Source organism: Chloroflexus sp. (genome assembly GCF_034432675.1).
Lineage (GTDB): Bacteria > Chloroflexota > Chloroflexia > Chloroflexales > Chloroflexaceae > Chloroflexus.
On sequence record NZ_DAOUBI010000006.1, the window covers coordinates 1 to 15,946 of the forward strand.

A 15,946-nucleotide genomic window follows, 5' to 3' on the forward strand; every position below is an offset into this window, starting at 1 on the left:
GCTCGTCACGAACATGGAATCGAGCGGCAATGAAGAAGATGCCTTCTCGTAGATGTTTTTTGAAATAGGTTCTAGTTCAACCTGCTGCCGGGTGAGGCAACCGTCTGGCTGTGAACCGGTGGGGTAGCGGTCGCATTGCTGCACGTTACGCACTGCTGATCGACATACATCATTCAGCAAAGCATTATTGTCTAACAGCTTCTAGCAAAACTGGCACGATATGGAACAACTCAACCTGCTGAATCCCGCCCAGCGCACGGCTGTTACCGCCCCAATTGGGCCGATACTGGTCAAGGCCGGGGCCGGTAGTGGCAAAACACGGGTCTTGACGCTGCGGATCGCCTATCTGATTACGCACTACGGGGTAGCGCCGCAGCAGATTCTGGCGGTTACTTTTACCAATAAGGCTGCACGCGAGATGCGTGAGCGGTTAAGCAATCTGCCAGGGCTGCGCATTCGTGGTTTGACCAGCGGTACTTTTCATGCCATCTGCACACGTATCCTGCGCGAGTCGATTGAGGGTCGCCTGAAAGGATATACCTCTTCGTTCTCGATCTATGCCGGCGAAGAGCAATTGCAACTGGCGGCTGAGGCATTGGCGGGCGTAGGTAAGACATCACCCCGGTTGATCGAAGCCGATGAGGTGTTGCGCCTGATTTCACGGGCTAAAAGCCGGATGTTGACCCCACGCCTGATGGCACGGTTCGCTACCGACCCGCTTGATCGCTTTATCGCCGCCTGTTACCGTCGTTACCAGCGGGCACTCGAACAGGCAAATGCCCTCGATTTCGATGATCTGATCCTGACCGCGTATCGCCTGCTAAGTGATGATCCCGATTTGCTGGCAACGTATCAGCGGCGCTGGCAACACGTGCTGGTCGATGAGTACCAGGATACCGATCCGAGTCAGCACGCGCTGATTGAGTTGCTCACCCGGCCAACGGCGCAGCGCCCGCGCTCGCTCTTCGTGGTTGGCGATGCGATGCAGAGCATCTACGGCTTTCGCAATGCCGATCACAGCATTATCAACCGCTTTGCTACCGATTTTCCCGATGCCCGTGTGATTGAGCTGACCACGAACTACCGTTCGCGCCAGCCTATTCTCGATGCGGCGTATGCAATTATTCGCCACAGCCGCAGCGTGGCACCGATGGAATTGCGTGCTGCGGCACGTCATGTTGATGAACGTTGTGTGTTGATCAGCGAAGCCAGAGATAGTCGTGATGAGGCCGATCAGGTAGCCCGTTCGATTGCCGATCTGCAACGGCAAGGACGACGGTTGCGCGATATTGCCGTACTCTACCGCACCCGTCATATGAGCCGACCGTTCGAGCAAGCCTTGCGCCATGCCCGGATTCCGTACCAGGTGCGCGGTGGAGTGAGCTTCTTTGATCGGGCAGTGGTGCGTGATGCCCTGGCCTATCTCCGCTGTATTGCCAATCCGGCGGATAACCTCAGTTTGACGCGCATTGCGAATGTGCCGGCGCGCGGGTTAGGCGGGCAGGCGCTGGCAACCATTGCCGCCTATGCGGCAGCCCAATCGTTGCCGATCAGTACAGCGCTTGGTCATGCCCGGAATATTCCCGGTCTGAGTCCACGGGCGGTCGAAGGTGCCCATCGGCTCTTCGCATTGTTGCAACGCTGGTGGCGGTTGGCCGAAAGCACCATGCCGCCGGATCACATGCTGGCCGATGTGCTGGAGCAGAGTGGGTATATGGCGGCATTAGCTGAACGTTTCGATGCTGAAGAGCTGGCCGAGGCGCGTGCCCATTTGCAGGAGTTGCTGCGGGCAGCGGAAGAGCACACTGATCTGCGTTCGTTCCTGCAAGAAATTGCGCTGATGACGAATACAGACGATGAAGACGATGAGCGTGATCGGGTTCAGCTCTTGACGATCCACGCCGCTAAGGGGTTAGAGTGGCCATTTGTGTTTGTGGTGGGCTTAGAGGAGGGAACGCTTCCGCACGAACGGAGTATCGGCGACCCGGCGGCTATCGAAGAAGAACGGCGCTTATGCTACGTGGCGCTGACCCGTGCCGCCGAACGGCTCTATCTCTCGTGGACGGCAAGCCGGCAGCGTGGTCAGCGCCTGAAACCGTCGCGTTTTCTCGATGAGATCATTGCGTTTGGACGAGAACGTGCGCGAGGGCGATGAGGGAGCGAGAGGGCATCTCATTCATAGATTAGGCAAAGTGCGCAGAGTTGCAAGGCAGATGCAGCGATTCCCGATCCAGCGGGTACAGGGGCGGATAGAACACGCGAGTGTGTTCGAGAGATAGGTCCTGGAGATGACCTGAACGTCCTTACCTCCATAAACAAGGCAACAGGTAGATCGCCAGGCAGGCAAGGGCATCATCTAGCCAATCGATGTGTGGTGAGCCACCTGCTGCGCCTATTCATGGCCATCCGCGAAGGCTACAGCCAGATCGTCGCCAGTGTTACTGTTATCACGATCACGAGCAGGATGACCGATACAATCAGGGTGATGCGTTCGATATTCCACAGACTAATCGTGCTCACCAGCGTATCATCCGGTCCGATGAGATACAGCCCGCATTCCTGACCATCAAGCAAGCCGTTAATCTGCGTCATCGTCACCCCCCTGATGCGGAGTTTGGCTCGTATCGGTCGGGTATGTTCGCCGGCGTTGGCAATTGCTCTGTCAATCAGATCTCTTAGCGTGCCAACACTTCGCCAGTGGCTATCGAAAAGATCGATCTCGGCTTCGTAGACTGGTTGAGCGCGCTGGCGTAGCAGGGTGCGCACGTTATTGGGCAACCCTTCACTATCGTCATCATTCTGGTGCTCAATCGCCCGACGCGACCAGTGAAAAACCTTTTCTTCGACCAGATTCCCGTTCCCGGCACACTTCTCACAACGCACCTTTCCGTAACCCTTGCAACGATTGCAGGTCTGATCAACCGGATCGGTTTCGTCATTGCGTGTCTTCCGTGGTTTGATCGTTCCTTTGCCCTGACACTGTGGACACACCAGTTGACCTGATCCCTGACATTCAGTGCAGGTAAAAAAGCGCCGTGATCCCGGAAGAACGATGTCCCCGCCTTTTTCCGAACTAAACTCCTCTGCTACCGGTAGTGGCACGCTCCAGAGATCAAGGGCCGGTTCGGCCTGGGGTCGTTCGTCAAGATTCATGGGTCGAATCTTCACTTCTGGCTTTGTGCGTGTCTCGTAGAGAACATGTAATTCGTAAAAATAGATATTGAAACTGGCAATCGTCTCAAGCTCAATCAGTTGGCCAAGTGAAGATCGCCGAAGACGATTTTTGCGGCTCCAGTTGTTGAGCCACTGCCGCACATAGTTGCGGCGGTGCCACTTATCTGCCCGCTTCCGGGACTCGCTGAGAAAATCATTGAATTGGTCGGCCAGCGTCGAGAGATCGGTGCTGAGCGCCAGTTCCAGCGGATTTTCAAACCACTCGGCGCAGGCTTCCCAGCGTGACTCCTCCATATCAGTAGTGGCCTGATCGAGCAGGGTGCGTAGCGCCAGGCGAAGGGCATTGGCAGCAGCTCCGGCCGTTGTGAAACGCATGTTGGGTTGCGGTGCGAGCATTCGCAAGAGCACCCGCTCGGCCAGGGTCAGGGCTGGTGGTTTCCCGATCAGATCAAGCTCGGCAATCAGACCGGCTGGAGGAAGTTCACCACTCAGCATATGATAGGCCACAGCACCCAGACTATAAATATCGAGAGCCGGATGCGCCTCATGCTGGATCAGGCGCAGTTCAGGTGCTGAGTAGGGGGTTACATAATCAGCTTCCTCGATCTGGCTCAGATCAGGGGCATCGGGGGCAGCAGCAAGGCTGAGGTTGGTAAGATAGGCATTGCCCTGCGGCGTGACCAGAATATTCGCCGGTTGCACATCGCGATGGATGATCTGTTGTTCGTGGAGATAGTCAAGAGCTGCGGCAATCTGGCTGATGATGCGCATGGCCAGTGACAGTTCCGGCGGGCCTTCAGCCAGCAGATCACTGAGCGGACGGGCATCGACATACGGCGTTACCATATAGTCGCCGTACCGATCATCGTGACCGGCATCAATCACCGGCAACAGATGGGGATGATTCAAACTTGCTGCCAGGCGGGCGGCCAGTTGAAATCGGCTACTGGAAATCCAGTCGTGGCGTCGCAGTAGGGAAATATAAACCGGACGGTTCAGCGTCTGATGAATGGCCCGGTAGATAATAGTCAGTTCATCCTGTCCGATGCGTTCGAGTAGCCGATATTCGCGCAGCTCGGCACCATTCTCGACATCCTGGCGCCGTTCGCTGCGAATAAAGGGGCGCGGATTGTTCATAGCCACCTCAAACCCCCTACCTACCATAGAACTTTTGTTCGTATTATACGGTATCTGTCAATAATAACGACTCTAGCCCGTTGCTTCGTGGACGATGCTAACGATCAGAGCATAACAGCTCAGCCTTCGACCGGCTATCATAGCACAAAGTGTCAACTCGCTGTTGCGAGTGAGGAAATCGCTACCGATAGTAGCTGCTCATTTCCTGTTGCCACGTTGCATCATTGCTCTACTGTGATTGTGCCGTTTGACGGCGGGCAACCAAGAGAATCGGATACGCGATGAGGTTCATCCGTGTCCTTCCTGTCAGCTAGGATCTCTGCCTCTCCATGTTAACCTCCGCGGCGCCCTGCATGCCGTTTCCTCGCGCTTGCCCCTTGCCCGCTGTCCGGTCTACGGCCCCTCAGGGGCCGTTTCTGTTTCTGCCGGCGGTGGTGGTGCTGTTCCGTTCTCCAGTAGCTGTAAAGTCCAATAGAGTTGGGCATCAGCACAGCTTGTATCGCTAGGACGATCAGGGACGCAGGGGACAGGGTAGATCGCTTCATTCGAGGCCGGTACCACGTGTTGGGGGGTAATGCCGACACCATTAATTGCTTCGCCACCGGGTGTTAACCAGCGGGCAATGGTGATACGTACACTACTCCCGTCGCGTAACGTGTAGATGTTTTGCACCGATCCCTTGCCGAAGGTACGTTCACCGAGCAACACGGTATTGGGTCGTTGATCGCGTAAGGCGCCGGCCACGACCTCGGCCGCACTGGCCGAGCCACCATTCACCAGGACAACCATCGGAATGTCGTAGAGCCGGCGATCAGGTGCGGCAGTGATGGTATGCAGTTCCTTTCTGACCCCGCTTCGCTCCTCTTCGTAAAGAGCAATACCGTTGTAAAAACGACCCAATACTTCTTGCGCAGTGGTTAAAAAGCCGCCGGAATTGTTGCGCAGATCGAGCACAATGGCGCGTGGTTGTTGTGGTCGTAGGTCGGCAATTGCGGCATCAAGTAACTCAGTGGTGGTGGCCTTGAATTCGGTGATTTGGATGTAGGCAATGCCATTCGGCAGCATGGTGCTGTTGACAGTAATCAACGGGATTGCGGCACGGGTGATGGCGACGGTAAAGACGCGATCCTCTGCCGGACGACGCAGGGTCAGGCGAACAACGGATCCAGCTGGGCCACGGATCAGGCTGATAGCACGAGCACTGGCGTCGTTCTCGTTCAGGCCGGCGAGCAATACGTCCAGTTCCTGATCATCGACGGCCAGAACAATATCACCTGCTTGCAAACCAGCCTGTGCTGCCGGCGAGTTGGGGATGGGGCGGTCAATGACAATCATCCCATCCTCGACGCGCAGATAGGCACCTATCCCTTCATAGCGACCTTCCATCGTCTCGCGATTTTGCCGGGCTTCCTCTGGCTCCTGGAAGAAGGTGTAGGGATCGTCAAGGGTGACCAACATGCCACGGATGGCACCATAGATCATGCGCTGACGATCAATACTCTCAGGGCGGTAGAAATTGCCTTCTACCAGGTCCCATACATCCCAAAACACGGCTGCATATTGCCGGCGTTCACCAGGGGTAAGCAGGCGGGCATCAGCATTGGAAATTCCGGTAATAAAGACATCAATCGGTGAGACTCCGACAATACGGCCCGTAATCCATCCGCCGAGGAAAGCCACGGCCACCACAGCCAGCCATTGCACGATTTTGCCGATAATTGACCACACCCGTTCCATAGCAGTATCTTTTCTAGAGTTGAAGTGCATATTGAAGCATGGCCAGTGCTGCCAGCGGTGCTGTTTCGGCCCGTAAAATGCGAGGTCCCAGTGACACTGATTGAATGCCGTGCTGATGAGCCGCCGTTCGTTCAGCCGGATCAATGCCGCCTTCGGGTCCAGAATAAATAGCGATCTGGCGTAACGATGGCTGCGGTAGCAGCACTGTGCGTAGATGTACTGTTGCCTGTTCATCGAGCAGAATGGCCAGGTCTACGGTATGCGCCTTGGTCAGTGCCGCCGCGAACGATTGTGGTTCGGCGACAACCGGTAAGCGTCCCCGCCCGGCTTGTTCGGCTGCTTCGGTGGCAATGCGTTGCCAGCGCACCAGACGATGTTCGTCAATCCGACCGGTGATGAGTGAACGGGCGAAGGTCACCGGTATAATCCGGTGTACCCCCAGTTCAACCGCTTTCTGGATTGCCCATTCAAAACGCTCAGGACGGATGAGGGCCAGATAGAGATCAAAGCTAACTGCCGGTTCGCCGGTAGCCTGGCAGCGAGCTACTACCTGACCGCGAGCGCGTCGCCGATCAATGTGAGTGATCTCAACAATTGCCGCCAATCCCTGTCCGTCGAGCAGCATCACTCGATCACCGGCGCGGAGGCGCAAGACACGCTCCCATTGATGAATGATGGCGGCATCATCGATCTCTATCTGATCGGTGCGTAGCCGGCCAGGATTGACGAAGAAGCGGTGTGTGTTGGGCATTGCGAGTGTATCATCAACCATCAGCTTCACGAGAAGATTGGACCGGTACCTGGTGATATTCCAAGTGTGCTGATTAACGCCGGTATATCGGGAATATATGAACGCAACAGGGTTGCGTCATCGGCGAGGAGACGGTATGCACCCAGGGTTGCCGGCAAGAGGACCGCCGTTCCTCGCGGCAGGTCGAGGGTAAGCTGTTGCCAGGTAAGCCGTGCCGTCCCGCCAATGACGGTGAGGATCTCAAGCGAGGCAGGATCGGTTATTGCTTCTAGCTTTCCCTGTACACGCCAGCGTTCGAGCGCAAATGATGAGCAGGCTACCAGCAGTTCGCGCTGTTCATCGAGTGGCAGTGGACGCAACCGAGCAGTGTGCGCCGGTTCCAGCCGACTCACCGCCAGCGCTTGCTCGATGTGCAGCGGGCGGAGCTGACCGGTACGGGCATCGCGGCGGTTGTAATCGTACAGACGATAGGTGAGATCCGATTTCTGCTGAATTTCAAACAGCATAATCCCGGCGTTGATGGCGTGAATCGTCCCCGCCGGTACGAAGATCAGATCGCCGGACTGAACCGGCCGCTGCGCCAGGAGGGTTTCAACGGTACCATCAGCAATTGCCCGCGCCAGTGTCTCGCGTTCCAGCACCGTGGACGTGCCCAATGTCACCGTTGCCCCCGGTTCGGCAGCCAAAATATACCAAGCTTCGGTTTTGCCGTGGAAGCCGGTATGCGCCTCAAACGTATGGGCATACTCATCGTCGGGATGCACCTGTACCGAGAGGCGGTCGGCGGCATCAATGAATTTCGCCAGCAACGGTAGATCGGCACCGTAGCGGGCGAACGGTCGGGAACCGACCAGGGCGGTGCCGTAGGCGCGGGCCAGATCGGCAATCGTTGTGCCGGCCAGGGAGCCGTTGCTGACCCGATTGCTATCGAAGACCAGCCAGATTTCACCCAGCCGTTCTGGATGGGGGTGCGGCAGATCGAGCCACGGTGCCAGTCGTTGACCACCCCAGAGCGGTTCAACCAGGCGCGGTTCACAGAGAATTGGATAGAGTGTTTGCATAGGTTTGCGTCTTTATCGAATCAGGTCTATTGTGGGCGACAGTGAACCAGAGCCACCCACTCACCCTCAACATGGCGTTCGATCTGTTGCAGACCGATTGCGGCGAAGGCCGCTACGACCTCTGCCTCTTTGACATCAATGATACCACTACTAATCAGTAGACCACCGGGTTTGAGAGCGGTCGCCAGATCAGGTGCCAGCAGCACCAGGACTTTCGCGATCAGATTAGCCGCGATCAGATCGAAGGTGGCCTGGAGCGTGGTGTCGTGTAGGGTGGGATCGGGTGTTTCTGGCCCAAAATCGCCAGAAAGCCAGTGCCCCATCGCCTGCCCGGCGCCCAGGCTGCCTTCGGCTACCGTTACCAGGTCTTGCACCTGATTGCGCTCAACATTTTCGTGCGCGACCCGTACCGCAATTGGATCGTTATCGAGCGCCAGTACCTGACCGGCACCGAGTTTTGCCGCAGCAATCGCCAGAATCCCAGAGCCAGTACCGAGATCGAGCACCTGTTGGCCGGGTTGCACCAGCCGTTCGAGCAGGTGCAGGCAGAGACGGGTGGTCGGGTGGAGTCCGGTACCAAACGCCATCCCCGGATCGAGCAGCAGGACAACATCGTTCGGCTGCGGCTGATATTCCAGCCACGACGGCACAATCACCGTGCGCTTGCCAATGCGCAGCACCGGGTAAAACTGCTTCCAAGCGTTCGCCCAATCCTCTTCGGCCAGTGTGCGGGTCTGAATCGGGCCGAGCGGGCGAATCTGGTGGACGTGCCAGAGCGCATGTTCGATCTGCTGACGGGTCTCTTCGACCTGAGCATCGAGTGGCAGATAGGTACGCAACCAGACCGGTCGGTTGGGATCGTACTGGAATTCTGGCCCTTCATCGCCAGCGATCCAGCTCTGCTCGACCACGACACCACCATTGTAGCCGTAACGGGCCAGGATTTCGGACACCGTTTCCACGGCTTCCGGGTCAACTTCAACTGCAATTTCGAGCCAGGATGTTGTTTGCATGAATGTACGTCACCTCTCCCACTTCCATCGCGTGCCCTGCGGGCCATCCTCAAGCGTGACGCCCAGATCGCTCAACCGGTTGCGCACCATATCGGCCAGGGCGTACTGTTTTGCCTTACGCAACTCGCTCCGCACCTCGATCAACAACTCGATGAACGGAGTGGCTTCGGCACCGGTTGTGCGTTGCCGTGGTTGCAAGCGCAGACCGAGCACACCGGCCAGCTCTCGCAGGGTCTGCTGCCCAATTGCCAGTGCCTCGTTGTCGAGACCAGCGTCGCGTGCGGCGTTGATGGCCCGTACTAGGTCGAACAGGGCGGCGAGGGCTGCCGGACTGTTGAAATCATTGTCCATTGCCGTGATGAAGCGTTCACGGGCAAGTGCCGCTGCCTCGCGCAGGGCAGTCACTGCCGGCCCTTCGTGTATCGTCCCGGTAGCCGGTGCCAGGGCCGAGAGCAAACGCTCGAGTTTGCGCTGATTATCGGCGGCAACCTCGTCGTTGTAGGTCAGCGGGCTGCGGTACGAGCTGCTCAACACGATCAAACGGAAGACATCGGCGTCGTAGCGGCTCAGAAAATCGGCAATCGTCACCACATTGCCCAGCGACTTCGACATCTTTTCGACCTGGCGCGTCTGCGGATTGACCAGTTGCAGCATGCCATTGTGTACCCAATAGCGGGCAAAGCACTGCCCGGTCAAGCTCTCGCTTTGGGCAATCTCGTTTTCGTGGTGCGGAAAGATCAGGTCAGTGCCGCCACCATGAATGTCGATCTGTGGACCGAGGTGTTCCATTGCCATCGCCGAGCACTCGATATGCCAGCCAGGCCGGCCCGGCCCCCACGGACTCTCCCAGGATGGTTCGCCGGGGCGAGCAGCTTTCCAGAGCGCGAAATCAGCCGGCGACTCCTTACGTGGATCGACCTCAAAGCGGGTTCCGCTCAACATCTCATCGAGCGAACGGCCAGAGAGCTTGCCGTAGTCTTCGTCGCGGCGAACGCGGAAATAGACATCGCCATCGACGACATAGGCATAGCCGCGCTCGATCAAGCCCTGCACAAAGGCGATAATTGCCGGCATCGTGGTTGATACTCGTGGATAGGCGGTTGCCGGCAAGACATTCATGGCCTGCAATTGGGCGAGGAACTCGGCAGCATACTGCCCCGACAACGTCAAGGGGTCTTGACCGAGCATATTGGCGCGGGTGATCACCTTGTCATCAATATCGGTAAAATTGACGATATGCCGCACTTCGTAGCCACGAAATTCAAGATAGCGCCGGATGACATCAAAGACGATAGCCGACATTGCGTGCCCGATATGAGCTTCGTCATAAGGAGTCACGCCGCAGACATACATCCGCACTACGCCGGATTCAATCGTCTCCAGCGGTTCGAGGCGGCGGCTCAGGGTATTGTAGAGTTGAATCGTCATACGAACTCACTATGTTGCAAACAGTTGTCTCCCGGTTTCAGATACCGGCACCTTGATTATACTCTTCTTCAACCGACGATGAGTCATTCAAGAGCGTTTGCCAGAGCTGATCGGGCAATGCGTCGTACTTGAGGCGATGCTCTTCGTGATGAACATGGGTAGCTGCCTCCAGATCGGCGATCCGCAGTTCGAGTTCCAGCACCTTATCGTGCAAACCGCGCAGCATCTCGCCTTCGGGGTCGGGCAATTGCTCAACCCGGCGCGACAGACCGGTTACCGGATCACGGCGAGCCACGATCCGTGCCGGCACTCCAACGGCGGTCGAGTGCGGTGGCACATCTTTGACCACGACGGCACCGCCACCGATACGGGCGCCTTTGCCAATCGTGATAGCGCCCAGCACAATCGCTCCGACGCCGATAACAACCTCGTCCTCAACCGTTGGATGGCGCTTCCCGGTTTGCTTCCCAGTTCCTCCCAACGTCACTCCTTGATAGAGCATCACCCAATCGCCGATCTCAGTTGTTTCGCCAATCACTACTCCCATGCCGTGGTCGATGAAAAATCCGCGACCAATGCGGGCCCCAGGATGAATTTCAATCCCAGTGAGAAAGCGGCTGATCTGCGAAATCAGGCGCGGAATGAAGGGGATATTGCGCCGGTAGAGGGCATGGGCCAGGCGGTGCAGAATAATGGCATGCAGTCCGGGATACAGCAATACCTCGGCCAGATTACGGGCAGCAGGATCATTGCGAAAAATAGCGCGAATATCATCGCGCAATACACACAGTGCATGTGAAATACGCATCGGCTTACCCCGGGAATAAACTTATGAACTAATCAGGACACAATATGAACTAATCAGGACACAAATAGACACAAGAGGGAGCTGTACGCAGGTAGGTACGCGTCAGCGCATATGCAGAAGGGGCGCTACCGGATCAGGCAGCACCCCTAACGACAGTAGCAGGTAGCAAGAGGAAAAGATGGCGAAGGGATGCGAAAAGCCGCATCCTGGACGATAGTGTGTCGATGCGAACGGATGTGGCACGGCGGCGTGCAATGTGATGTAAAAGAATGTCTAGTCGTCACCGGTATCACTCTTTGTATCACTCTTGTTGTCCTTACCGGCGTCGCTATTCGTCACCGAGCCACTGCTGGAACCACGGCTGTCGGTAATATACCATCCCGAACCCTTAAAGACAATCCCTGCCGGTTGAATGACCCGGCGTACCCGACCGGCCTGACCACAGAGACAGACGGTCAGTGGTTCGTCTTTGAAGCTCTGGAATTGTTCAAACTGTTTGCCACACGCATCGCAGGCGTACACGTAGGTCGGCATAGCGCTGTTCCTACCTCCCTTTGGTTATTGTTTGATGTATCACACAAGGTATTTTACTCCAGAATACCAGGACTCGCAATAAGAGGAGTGTTAGCGTTGTCTTATTGTCGGAACGGTGTCCTGTTATCACCGTTCAGTGTGTATCACGTGAGCACCTGATAGCAATACCAGAACAGAACACCTAGATTGACAAATACTACCAGCCAGAATACCCGTTGATACGACGCCTTTCGATTCTTGTGCGAAAGATACCACTGCGCAACCAGTGCGCCGGGCCAGCCACCGAGCAGTTCGAGCAGGTGCAGGCTGCGTTCGGAGATGCGGCGTCGGCCCTGGCGGGCGTTGATTTTGTCGAACTCATAGGCGATGAAGGTGATACTGCTGAAAAGTGCATACAGAATCAGCAGCAGTGGTGAGATACCACCGATGAAGGTGATGAGAGCCAGGGCAGCGAAGAAACTACCACTTACCAGCAAGGTGACCACAACGAATGAAACCGGCTCATTACCGAAGCGGACATCGATAGCCTGCACTCTGCCCTTGTCGTCGTTGCCAAGGGCATAGGTAACGGAAGTATTGAGTTCTGGACGCCGTTGCCGATTAGCGAGATGACGGATATGAAAGAAGACTCTATCGCGACCATTGGCAGACTCAATAAATCCATACCCTTTATCGTCTTTCCAGACAACGATTTTGCCTTTGTGGCGCTTTGCCATGACGAAAACCTCTGCGTTGTCGCCGATGCTTCCCGGTTGTGGGAAAGCAAGGAACCAGTTTTTATCCAGTATAGTGAATATGCGTACCGTTATGTATCCTTTCCAGATTGCCCCCAGCTAACCTGTCCGGGAAACCGTATTTACGCCGGTGTGTGATGCCACGTGTGGAGCAGAAACACCGTTCTCCACACCCGCGCTCAGGGCGACGCTGATGCGATGCCACGATCACGAGCGATGACTTTTGTTAAACTGGACAGGATATTATCAACAGACATCCCCTGTGCAGAAAAAATCACAGGGGCACAGAGCATGCGCCCCTGCAAACAATCCCTCACTGACCGTGCAGCAGTTGCTACACGATCACCGAGTCTTGCTGATAGACCCCAAACACTTCACGCAGCACATCACACATCTCGCCAAGTGTACAATACGCCCGTACACATTCAAGGATTGCCGGCATCATGTTCTCGTTCCCCTGAGCAGCGGTGCGCAACTCTGCCAGCCGGCGAGCGACCAGTGCCTGATCGCGTTCACGCCGCACCCGATTCAGACGCTCAAGATGACGCTTCTCGCCCTCCGGATCCATTTGCAAGATCGGAATCGTTAGCGGCTCATCATCCTGGAACGCATTCACGCCCACAATAATGCGCTCCCCATGGTCGATCTCTTGCTGATAGCGATAGGCAGCATCGGCAATCTCGCGGTGATAGTAGCCATTGCGGATCGCCGCAATAACCCCTCCCTGGGCATTGATCGCGTCAAAGATCTGCTGGGCCTCACACTCCATGCGGTCAGTTAACGCTTCGACGAAATAGCTGCCGCCGAGTGGATCAACCGTGTTGGCAACACCACTCTCGTAGGCAATAATCTGCTGCGTGCGCAGAGCAATCGTTACCGCCTTTTCCGACGGCAACGCTAGCGCCTCGTCCATCGAGTTGGTATGCAGGCTCTGAGTGCCACCAAGCACGGCTGCCAGCGCCTGGATCGCTGTGCGGACAATGTTGATCTCAGGTTGCTGGGCTGTGAGTGAACAGCCGGCGGTTTGAGTGTGGAAGCGCAACCACCACGAGCGCTCATTCTTTGCGCCGTAGCGTTCGCGCATCGCCCGCGCCCAAATGCGTCGGGCAGCACGATACTTGGCAATCTCCTCGAAGAAGTCATTGTGGGCATTGAAGAAGAAGCTGATCCGAGGGGCAAATTCATCAATATCGAGACCCCGCTCCAGCGCTGCTTCGACATAGGCAAAGCCATCGGCCAGCGTAAACGCCAGCTCTTGCACCGCAGTGCTACCGGCCTCGCGGATGTGATACCCACTCACGCTAATCGGATTCCATTGTGGTACATGGCGAGCGGCAAATTCGATGGTATCGACCACCAGCCGCATGCTCGGTTCAGGGGGGAAGATATATTCGTTCTGGGCAATATACTCCTTCAGAATATCGTTCTGAATCGTACCTCGCAACTGATTCCACGGAATGCCGCGTTTTTCGGCCACCACCAGATACATGGCCCAAATCATCGCTGCCGGTGAATTGATGGTCATTGAGGTACTGACCTGATCTAGCGGCAGATCGGCCAGCAGAATCTCCATGTCGGCCAGTGACGAGACAGCCACCCCACATTTCCCAAATTCACCCTCAACCAGCGGATGATCCGTGTCACGCCCGTACAAGGTGGGCATATCAAACGCAATTGACAATCCGGTCTGCCCTTGCTCAAGCAGATACTTGAAGCGAGCATTTGTCTCCTCAGCACTGCCGAAGCCGGCAAACATGCGCATCGTCCACAATTTGCCACGATAGCCGGTTGGATGAATGCCGCGCGTGAATGGATACTGACCGGGGTAAGCAATGTTGCGCAGGAAGTGGTCGGTTGGGGTGCCTCCATCACGGGTGAGATCGAGTGGGGTGTAGAGACGCTCAATGGGTGCACTACTGGTTGTCATAAAGGGTCCAGACCGTTCAGGTGTGCGGCGCAAAGCCGGCCAGAGGTACTGCTGTTCCCATTGTTCGTGGGCGGCAGCGAGCTGCTCGATGTCAGACATCATCGTCCCTCCTGACTGAGAATGGTAGATTGCCGAAGCGCACTCGGTGCGCGTATACTTCTATTGTACAACGGAGTCGTCAATCAGCGAACGCGCCAGCGCAATCGCCCCAACCGATTGTGCCCCGGCTGCACGCAGAGCAGCCGCGCAGGCAGCCAGGGTCGCCCCGGTGGTAAAGACATCATCAACCAGAATCAGATGTGGTGGTGGGGGAGTTGGCCGGTTCCAGGCGAAAGCTCCGGCAACGTTTGCAGCGCGGGCATTGGCCGCCAGCCTGGCCTGGCGTTGGGTAGAGCGTATCCGCACCAGCCCCTCAATCAATGGCGGCCCACCGGCTTGCCGAAGCCGGCCTGCAAGCTCAGCAGCCTGATTGAAACCACGTTCACGCAATCGGTCACGGTGCAATGGCACCGCAATCAGCGCGTCAGCCACCAATGGCCCGGCAGCCGCAGCCAGCAGATCGCCCAGGGCATGGGCTACCCGGCGTCGCCGACCATACTTGAGCTGGTGAATAGCTGAGACCAGCGCACCTTCATACCGAAACGCTACCCAGGCCCTGTCGAGACCAGCAGGCGGCGGAAAGGGCGGGAAAGGCCGTAGTCGCTTACGGCAGGCGGCACAGAAGAGATCGCCGGTCAACTGCCGGCAACCGGCACAACGGTCGGGAAAGAGCCAGTTCAGCATACGGTTGAACATAGCTGGTGTAGCGTGATCCATGGCCTGCTCCTGTGGTCAAGTGAGACATCAACCCGAACCGGCCTGGTTGCCGGCACAGAGATTTGAGATCGTCTATCGCGCTCACTCATCAGACTTACGGTACTATGCTCCTGGATATATAACCGTTCTGCGAGGCAAAAAGGTACGCCGTTATGGCTAGAACAAAATTGACCAACGCTACGATCCATACGCCAAAGCGTAAAGGGCAACTACCAACCAAAAGCTGCGCCGTTTGCGGACGACCATTTGAATGGCGCAAAAAGTGGGCACGCTGCTGGGACGAGGTACGTTACTGTTCAGAGCGCTGCCGGCGCGAGAGTCGCCGTTCACAGGCATAACATCGTTGCGGCGTCTACTCCACCCGTTGGCAAGGCGATCCGCAATCTGGAGTTCGGTGTACGTCGGCACTCCCTGGCAGCAATCATTTGCTACCCGGAGCGAAAGTGGGATACGATGTTCCGCCCTGGCGTGATTGGATGGAAGTGAGCATGCTGCATCTCTGTAAGTCTCGTCAGAGATGCGCTAAAGCGTGGCTCGGTTTCACCCTGTCGGTCACGTGGGAGAGCGATCTAGAACTTATTTCATAAAAAGTTGTACTGTCGCGCTCGCATAACCATCTCCGGTGCCATCACGCACTGGATTGGTTGCCTTGCTCGCTCATCATCCGCGTATGGCGTCGTTTGGAGTGCGGCAGCCATGCTGCCGCGCCAGCCGTACACACGATATGGCGTGTGTCGCGTCGTTGACCCGGCTGGTCACGCTGATGCCGGGTGTACCCGTCACGAACAATTGGTCGGCAATGAATGCGATACCTTCTGCCGTGCCC

At 56.7% G+C, this 15,946-nt stretch carries 13 protein-coding genes; 2 read left to right on the plus strand and 11 right to left on the minus strand.

Annotated features, from left to right (window positions below):
• The first annotated feature begins 220 nt into the window (after positions 1-220).
• The gene (locus VAE55_RS00745; protein WP_322813916.1) at positions 221-2,155 is read left to right on the plus strand and encodes an ATP-dependent helicase; all 1,935 of its coding nucleotides are present in this window, start codon (positions 221-223) and stop codon (positions 2,153-2,155) included.
• 260 nt (positions 2,156-2,415) lie between these two features.
• Here VAE55_RS00745 and VAE55_RS00750 read toward each other — a convergent pair whose 3' ends face one another.
• The 11 genes from VAE55_RS00750 to VAE55_RS00800 all read right to left on the minus strand — a co-directional run bounded on the left by VAE55_RS00750 (position 2,416) and on the right by VAE55_RS00800 (position 15,120).
• Entirely contained in the window at positions 2,416-4,311 is a 1,896-nt protein-coding gene (locus VAE55_RS00750) for a protein kinase domain-containing protein (RefSeq protein WP_322813917.1), read from the minus strand.
• Positions 4,312-4,704: 393 nt separating this feature from the next.
• Entirely contained in the window at positions 4,705-6,048 is a 1,344-nt protein-coding gene (locus VAE55_RS00755; protein WP_322813918.1) for a S41 family peptidase, read from the minus strand.
• Positions 6,049-6,061: 13 nt separating this feature from the next.
• The gene (locus VAE55_RS00760; RefSeq protein ID WP_322813919.1) at positions 6,062-6,799 is read right to left on the minus strand and encodes a 16S rRNA (uracil(1498)-N(3))-methyltransferase; all 738 of its coding nucleotides are present in this window, start codon (positions 6,797-6,799) and stop codon (positions 6,062-6,064) included.
• 26 nt (positions 6,800-6,825) lie between these two features.
• A complete protein-coding gene (locus tag VAE55_RS00765) occupies positions 6,826-7,860 on the minus strand; it encodes a type I phosphomannose isomerase catalytic subunit (RefSeq protein ID WP_322813920.1) in 1,035 nt (344 codons plus the stop codon).
• 26 nt (positions 7,861-7,886) lie between these two features.
• Positions 7,887-8,873 (minus strand): 50S ribosomal protein L11 methyltransferase, encoded by a 987-nt coding sequence (locus VAE55_RS00770; RefSeq protein WP_322813921.1) that lies wholly within the window; start codon positions 8,871-8,873, stop codon positions 7,887-7,889.
• A gap of 9 nt (positions 8,874-8,882) precedes the next feature.
• The gene (gene cysS / locus VAE55_RS00775) at positions 8,883-10,301 is read right to left on the minus strand and encodes a cysteine--tRNA ligase (protein ID WP_322813922.1); all 1,419 of its coding nucleotides are present in this window, start codon (positions 10,299-10,301) and stop codon (positions 8,883-8,885) included.
• Positions 10,302-10,338: 37 nt separating this feature from the next.
• The gene (gene epsC, locus VAE55_RS00780) at positions 10,339-11,109 is read right to left on the minus strand and encodes a serine O-acetyltransferase EpsC (RefSeq protein ID WP_322813923.1); all 771 of its coding nucleotides are present in this window, start codon (positions 11,107-11,109) and stop codon (positions 10,339-10,341) included.
• A 273-nt stretch (positions 11,110-11,382) separates the two neighbouring features.
• On the minus strand, positions 11,383-11,643 hold the full coding sequence (locus VAE55_RS00785; protein ID WP_322813924.1) for an FmdB family zinc ribbon protein: 261 nt from the start codon (positions 11,641-11,643) through the stop codon (positions 11,383-11,385).
• A gap of 143 nt (positions 11,644-11,786) precedes the next feature.
• Positions 11,787-12,359, minus strand: a complete 573-nt coding sequence (locus tag VAE55_RS00790; protein WP_322813925.1) for a DUF1294 domain-containing protein — start codon at positions 12,357-12,359, stop codon at positions 11,787-11,789.
• 352 nt (positions 12,360-12,711) lie between these two features.
• On the minus strand, positions 12,712-14,406 hold the full coding sequence (locus VAE55_RS00795) for a methylmalonyl-CoA mutase family protein (protein ID WP_322813926.1): 1,695 nt from the start codon (positions 14,404-14,406) through the stop codon (positions 12,712-12,714).
• A 57-nt stretch (positions 14,407-14,463) separates the two neighbouring features.
• The gene (locus VAE55_RS00800; RefSeq protein ID WP_322813927.1) at positions 14,464-15,120 is read right to left on the minus strand and encodes a double zinc ribbon domain-containing protein; all 657 of its coding nucleotides are present in this window, start codon (positions 15,118-15,120) and stop codon (positions 14,464-14,466) included.
• Between the two features lie 152 nt (positions 15,121-15,272).
• Here VAE55_RS00800 and VAE55_RS00805 point away from each other — a divergent pair, with 152 nt between their 5' ends.
• Positions 15,273-15,458: a DUF2256 domain-containing protein gene (locus tag VAE55_RS00805; protein WP_322813928.1), complete on the plus strand. Its 186-nt coding sequence runs from the start codon at positions 15,273-15,275 to the stop codon at positions 15,456-15,458.
• The last annotated feature ends 488 nt before the right edge of the window (positions 15,459-15,946 follow it).

Coding starts and splice junctions, on each gene's coding strand:
- VAE55_RS00745 (WP_322813916.1), top strand. CDS start 221: ATGGAACAACTCAACCTGCTGAATCCCGCCCAGCGCACGGCTGTTACC.
- VAE55_RS00750 (WP_322813917.1), bottom strand. CDS start 4,311: ATGAACAATCCGCGCCCCTTTATTCGCAGCGAACGGCGCCAGGATGTC.
- VAE55_RS00755 (WP_322813918.1), bottom strand. CDS start 6,048: ATGGAACGGGTGTGGTCAATTATCGGCAAAATCGTGCAATGGCTGGCT.
- VAE55_RS00760 (WP_322813919.1), bottom strand. CDS start 6,799: ATGCCCAACACACACCGCTTCTTCGTCAATCCTGGCCGGCTACGCACC.
- VAE55_RS00765 (WP_322813920.1), bottom strand. CDS start 7,860: ATGCAAACACTCTATCCAATTCTCTGTGAACCGCGCCTGGTTGAACCG.
- VAE55_RS00770 (WP_322813921.1), bottom strand. CDS start 8,873: ATGCAAACAACATCCTGGCTCGAAATTGCAGTTGAAGTTGACCCGGAA.
- cysS (WP_322813922.1), bottom strand. CDS start 10,301: ATGACGATTCAACTCTACAATACCCTGAGCCGCCGCCTCGAACCGCTG.
- epsC (WP_322813923.1), bottom strand. CDS start 11,109: ATGCGTATTTCACATGCACTGTGTGTATTGCGCGATGATATTCGCGCT.
- VAE55_RS00785 (WP_322813924.1), bottom strand. CDS start 11,643: ATGCCGACCTACGTGTACGCCTGCGATGCGTGTGGCAAACAGTTTGAA.
- VAE55_RS00790 (WP_322813925.1), bottom strand. CDS start 12,359: ATGGCAAAGCGCCACAAAGGCAAAATCGTTGTCTGGAAAGACGATAAA.
- VAE55_RS00795 (WP_322813926.1), bottom strand. CDS start 14,406: ATGATGTCTGACATCGAGCAGCTCGCTGCCGCCCACGAACAATGGGAA.
- VAE55_RS00800 (WP_322813927.1), bottom strand. CDS start 15,120: ATGGATCACGCTACACCAGCTATGTTCAACCGTATGCTGAACTGGCTC.
- VAE55_RS00805 (WP_322813928.1), top strand. CDS start 15,273: ATGGCTAGAACAAAATTGACCAACGCTACGATCCATACGCCAAAGCGT.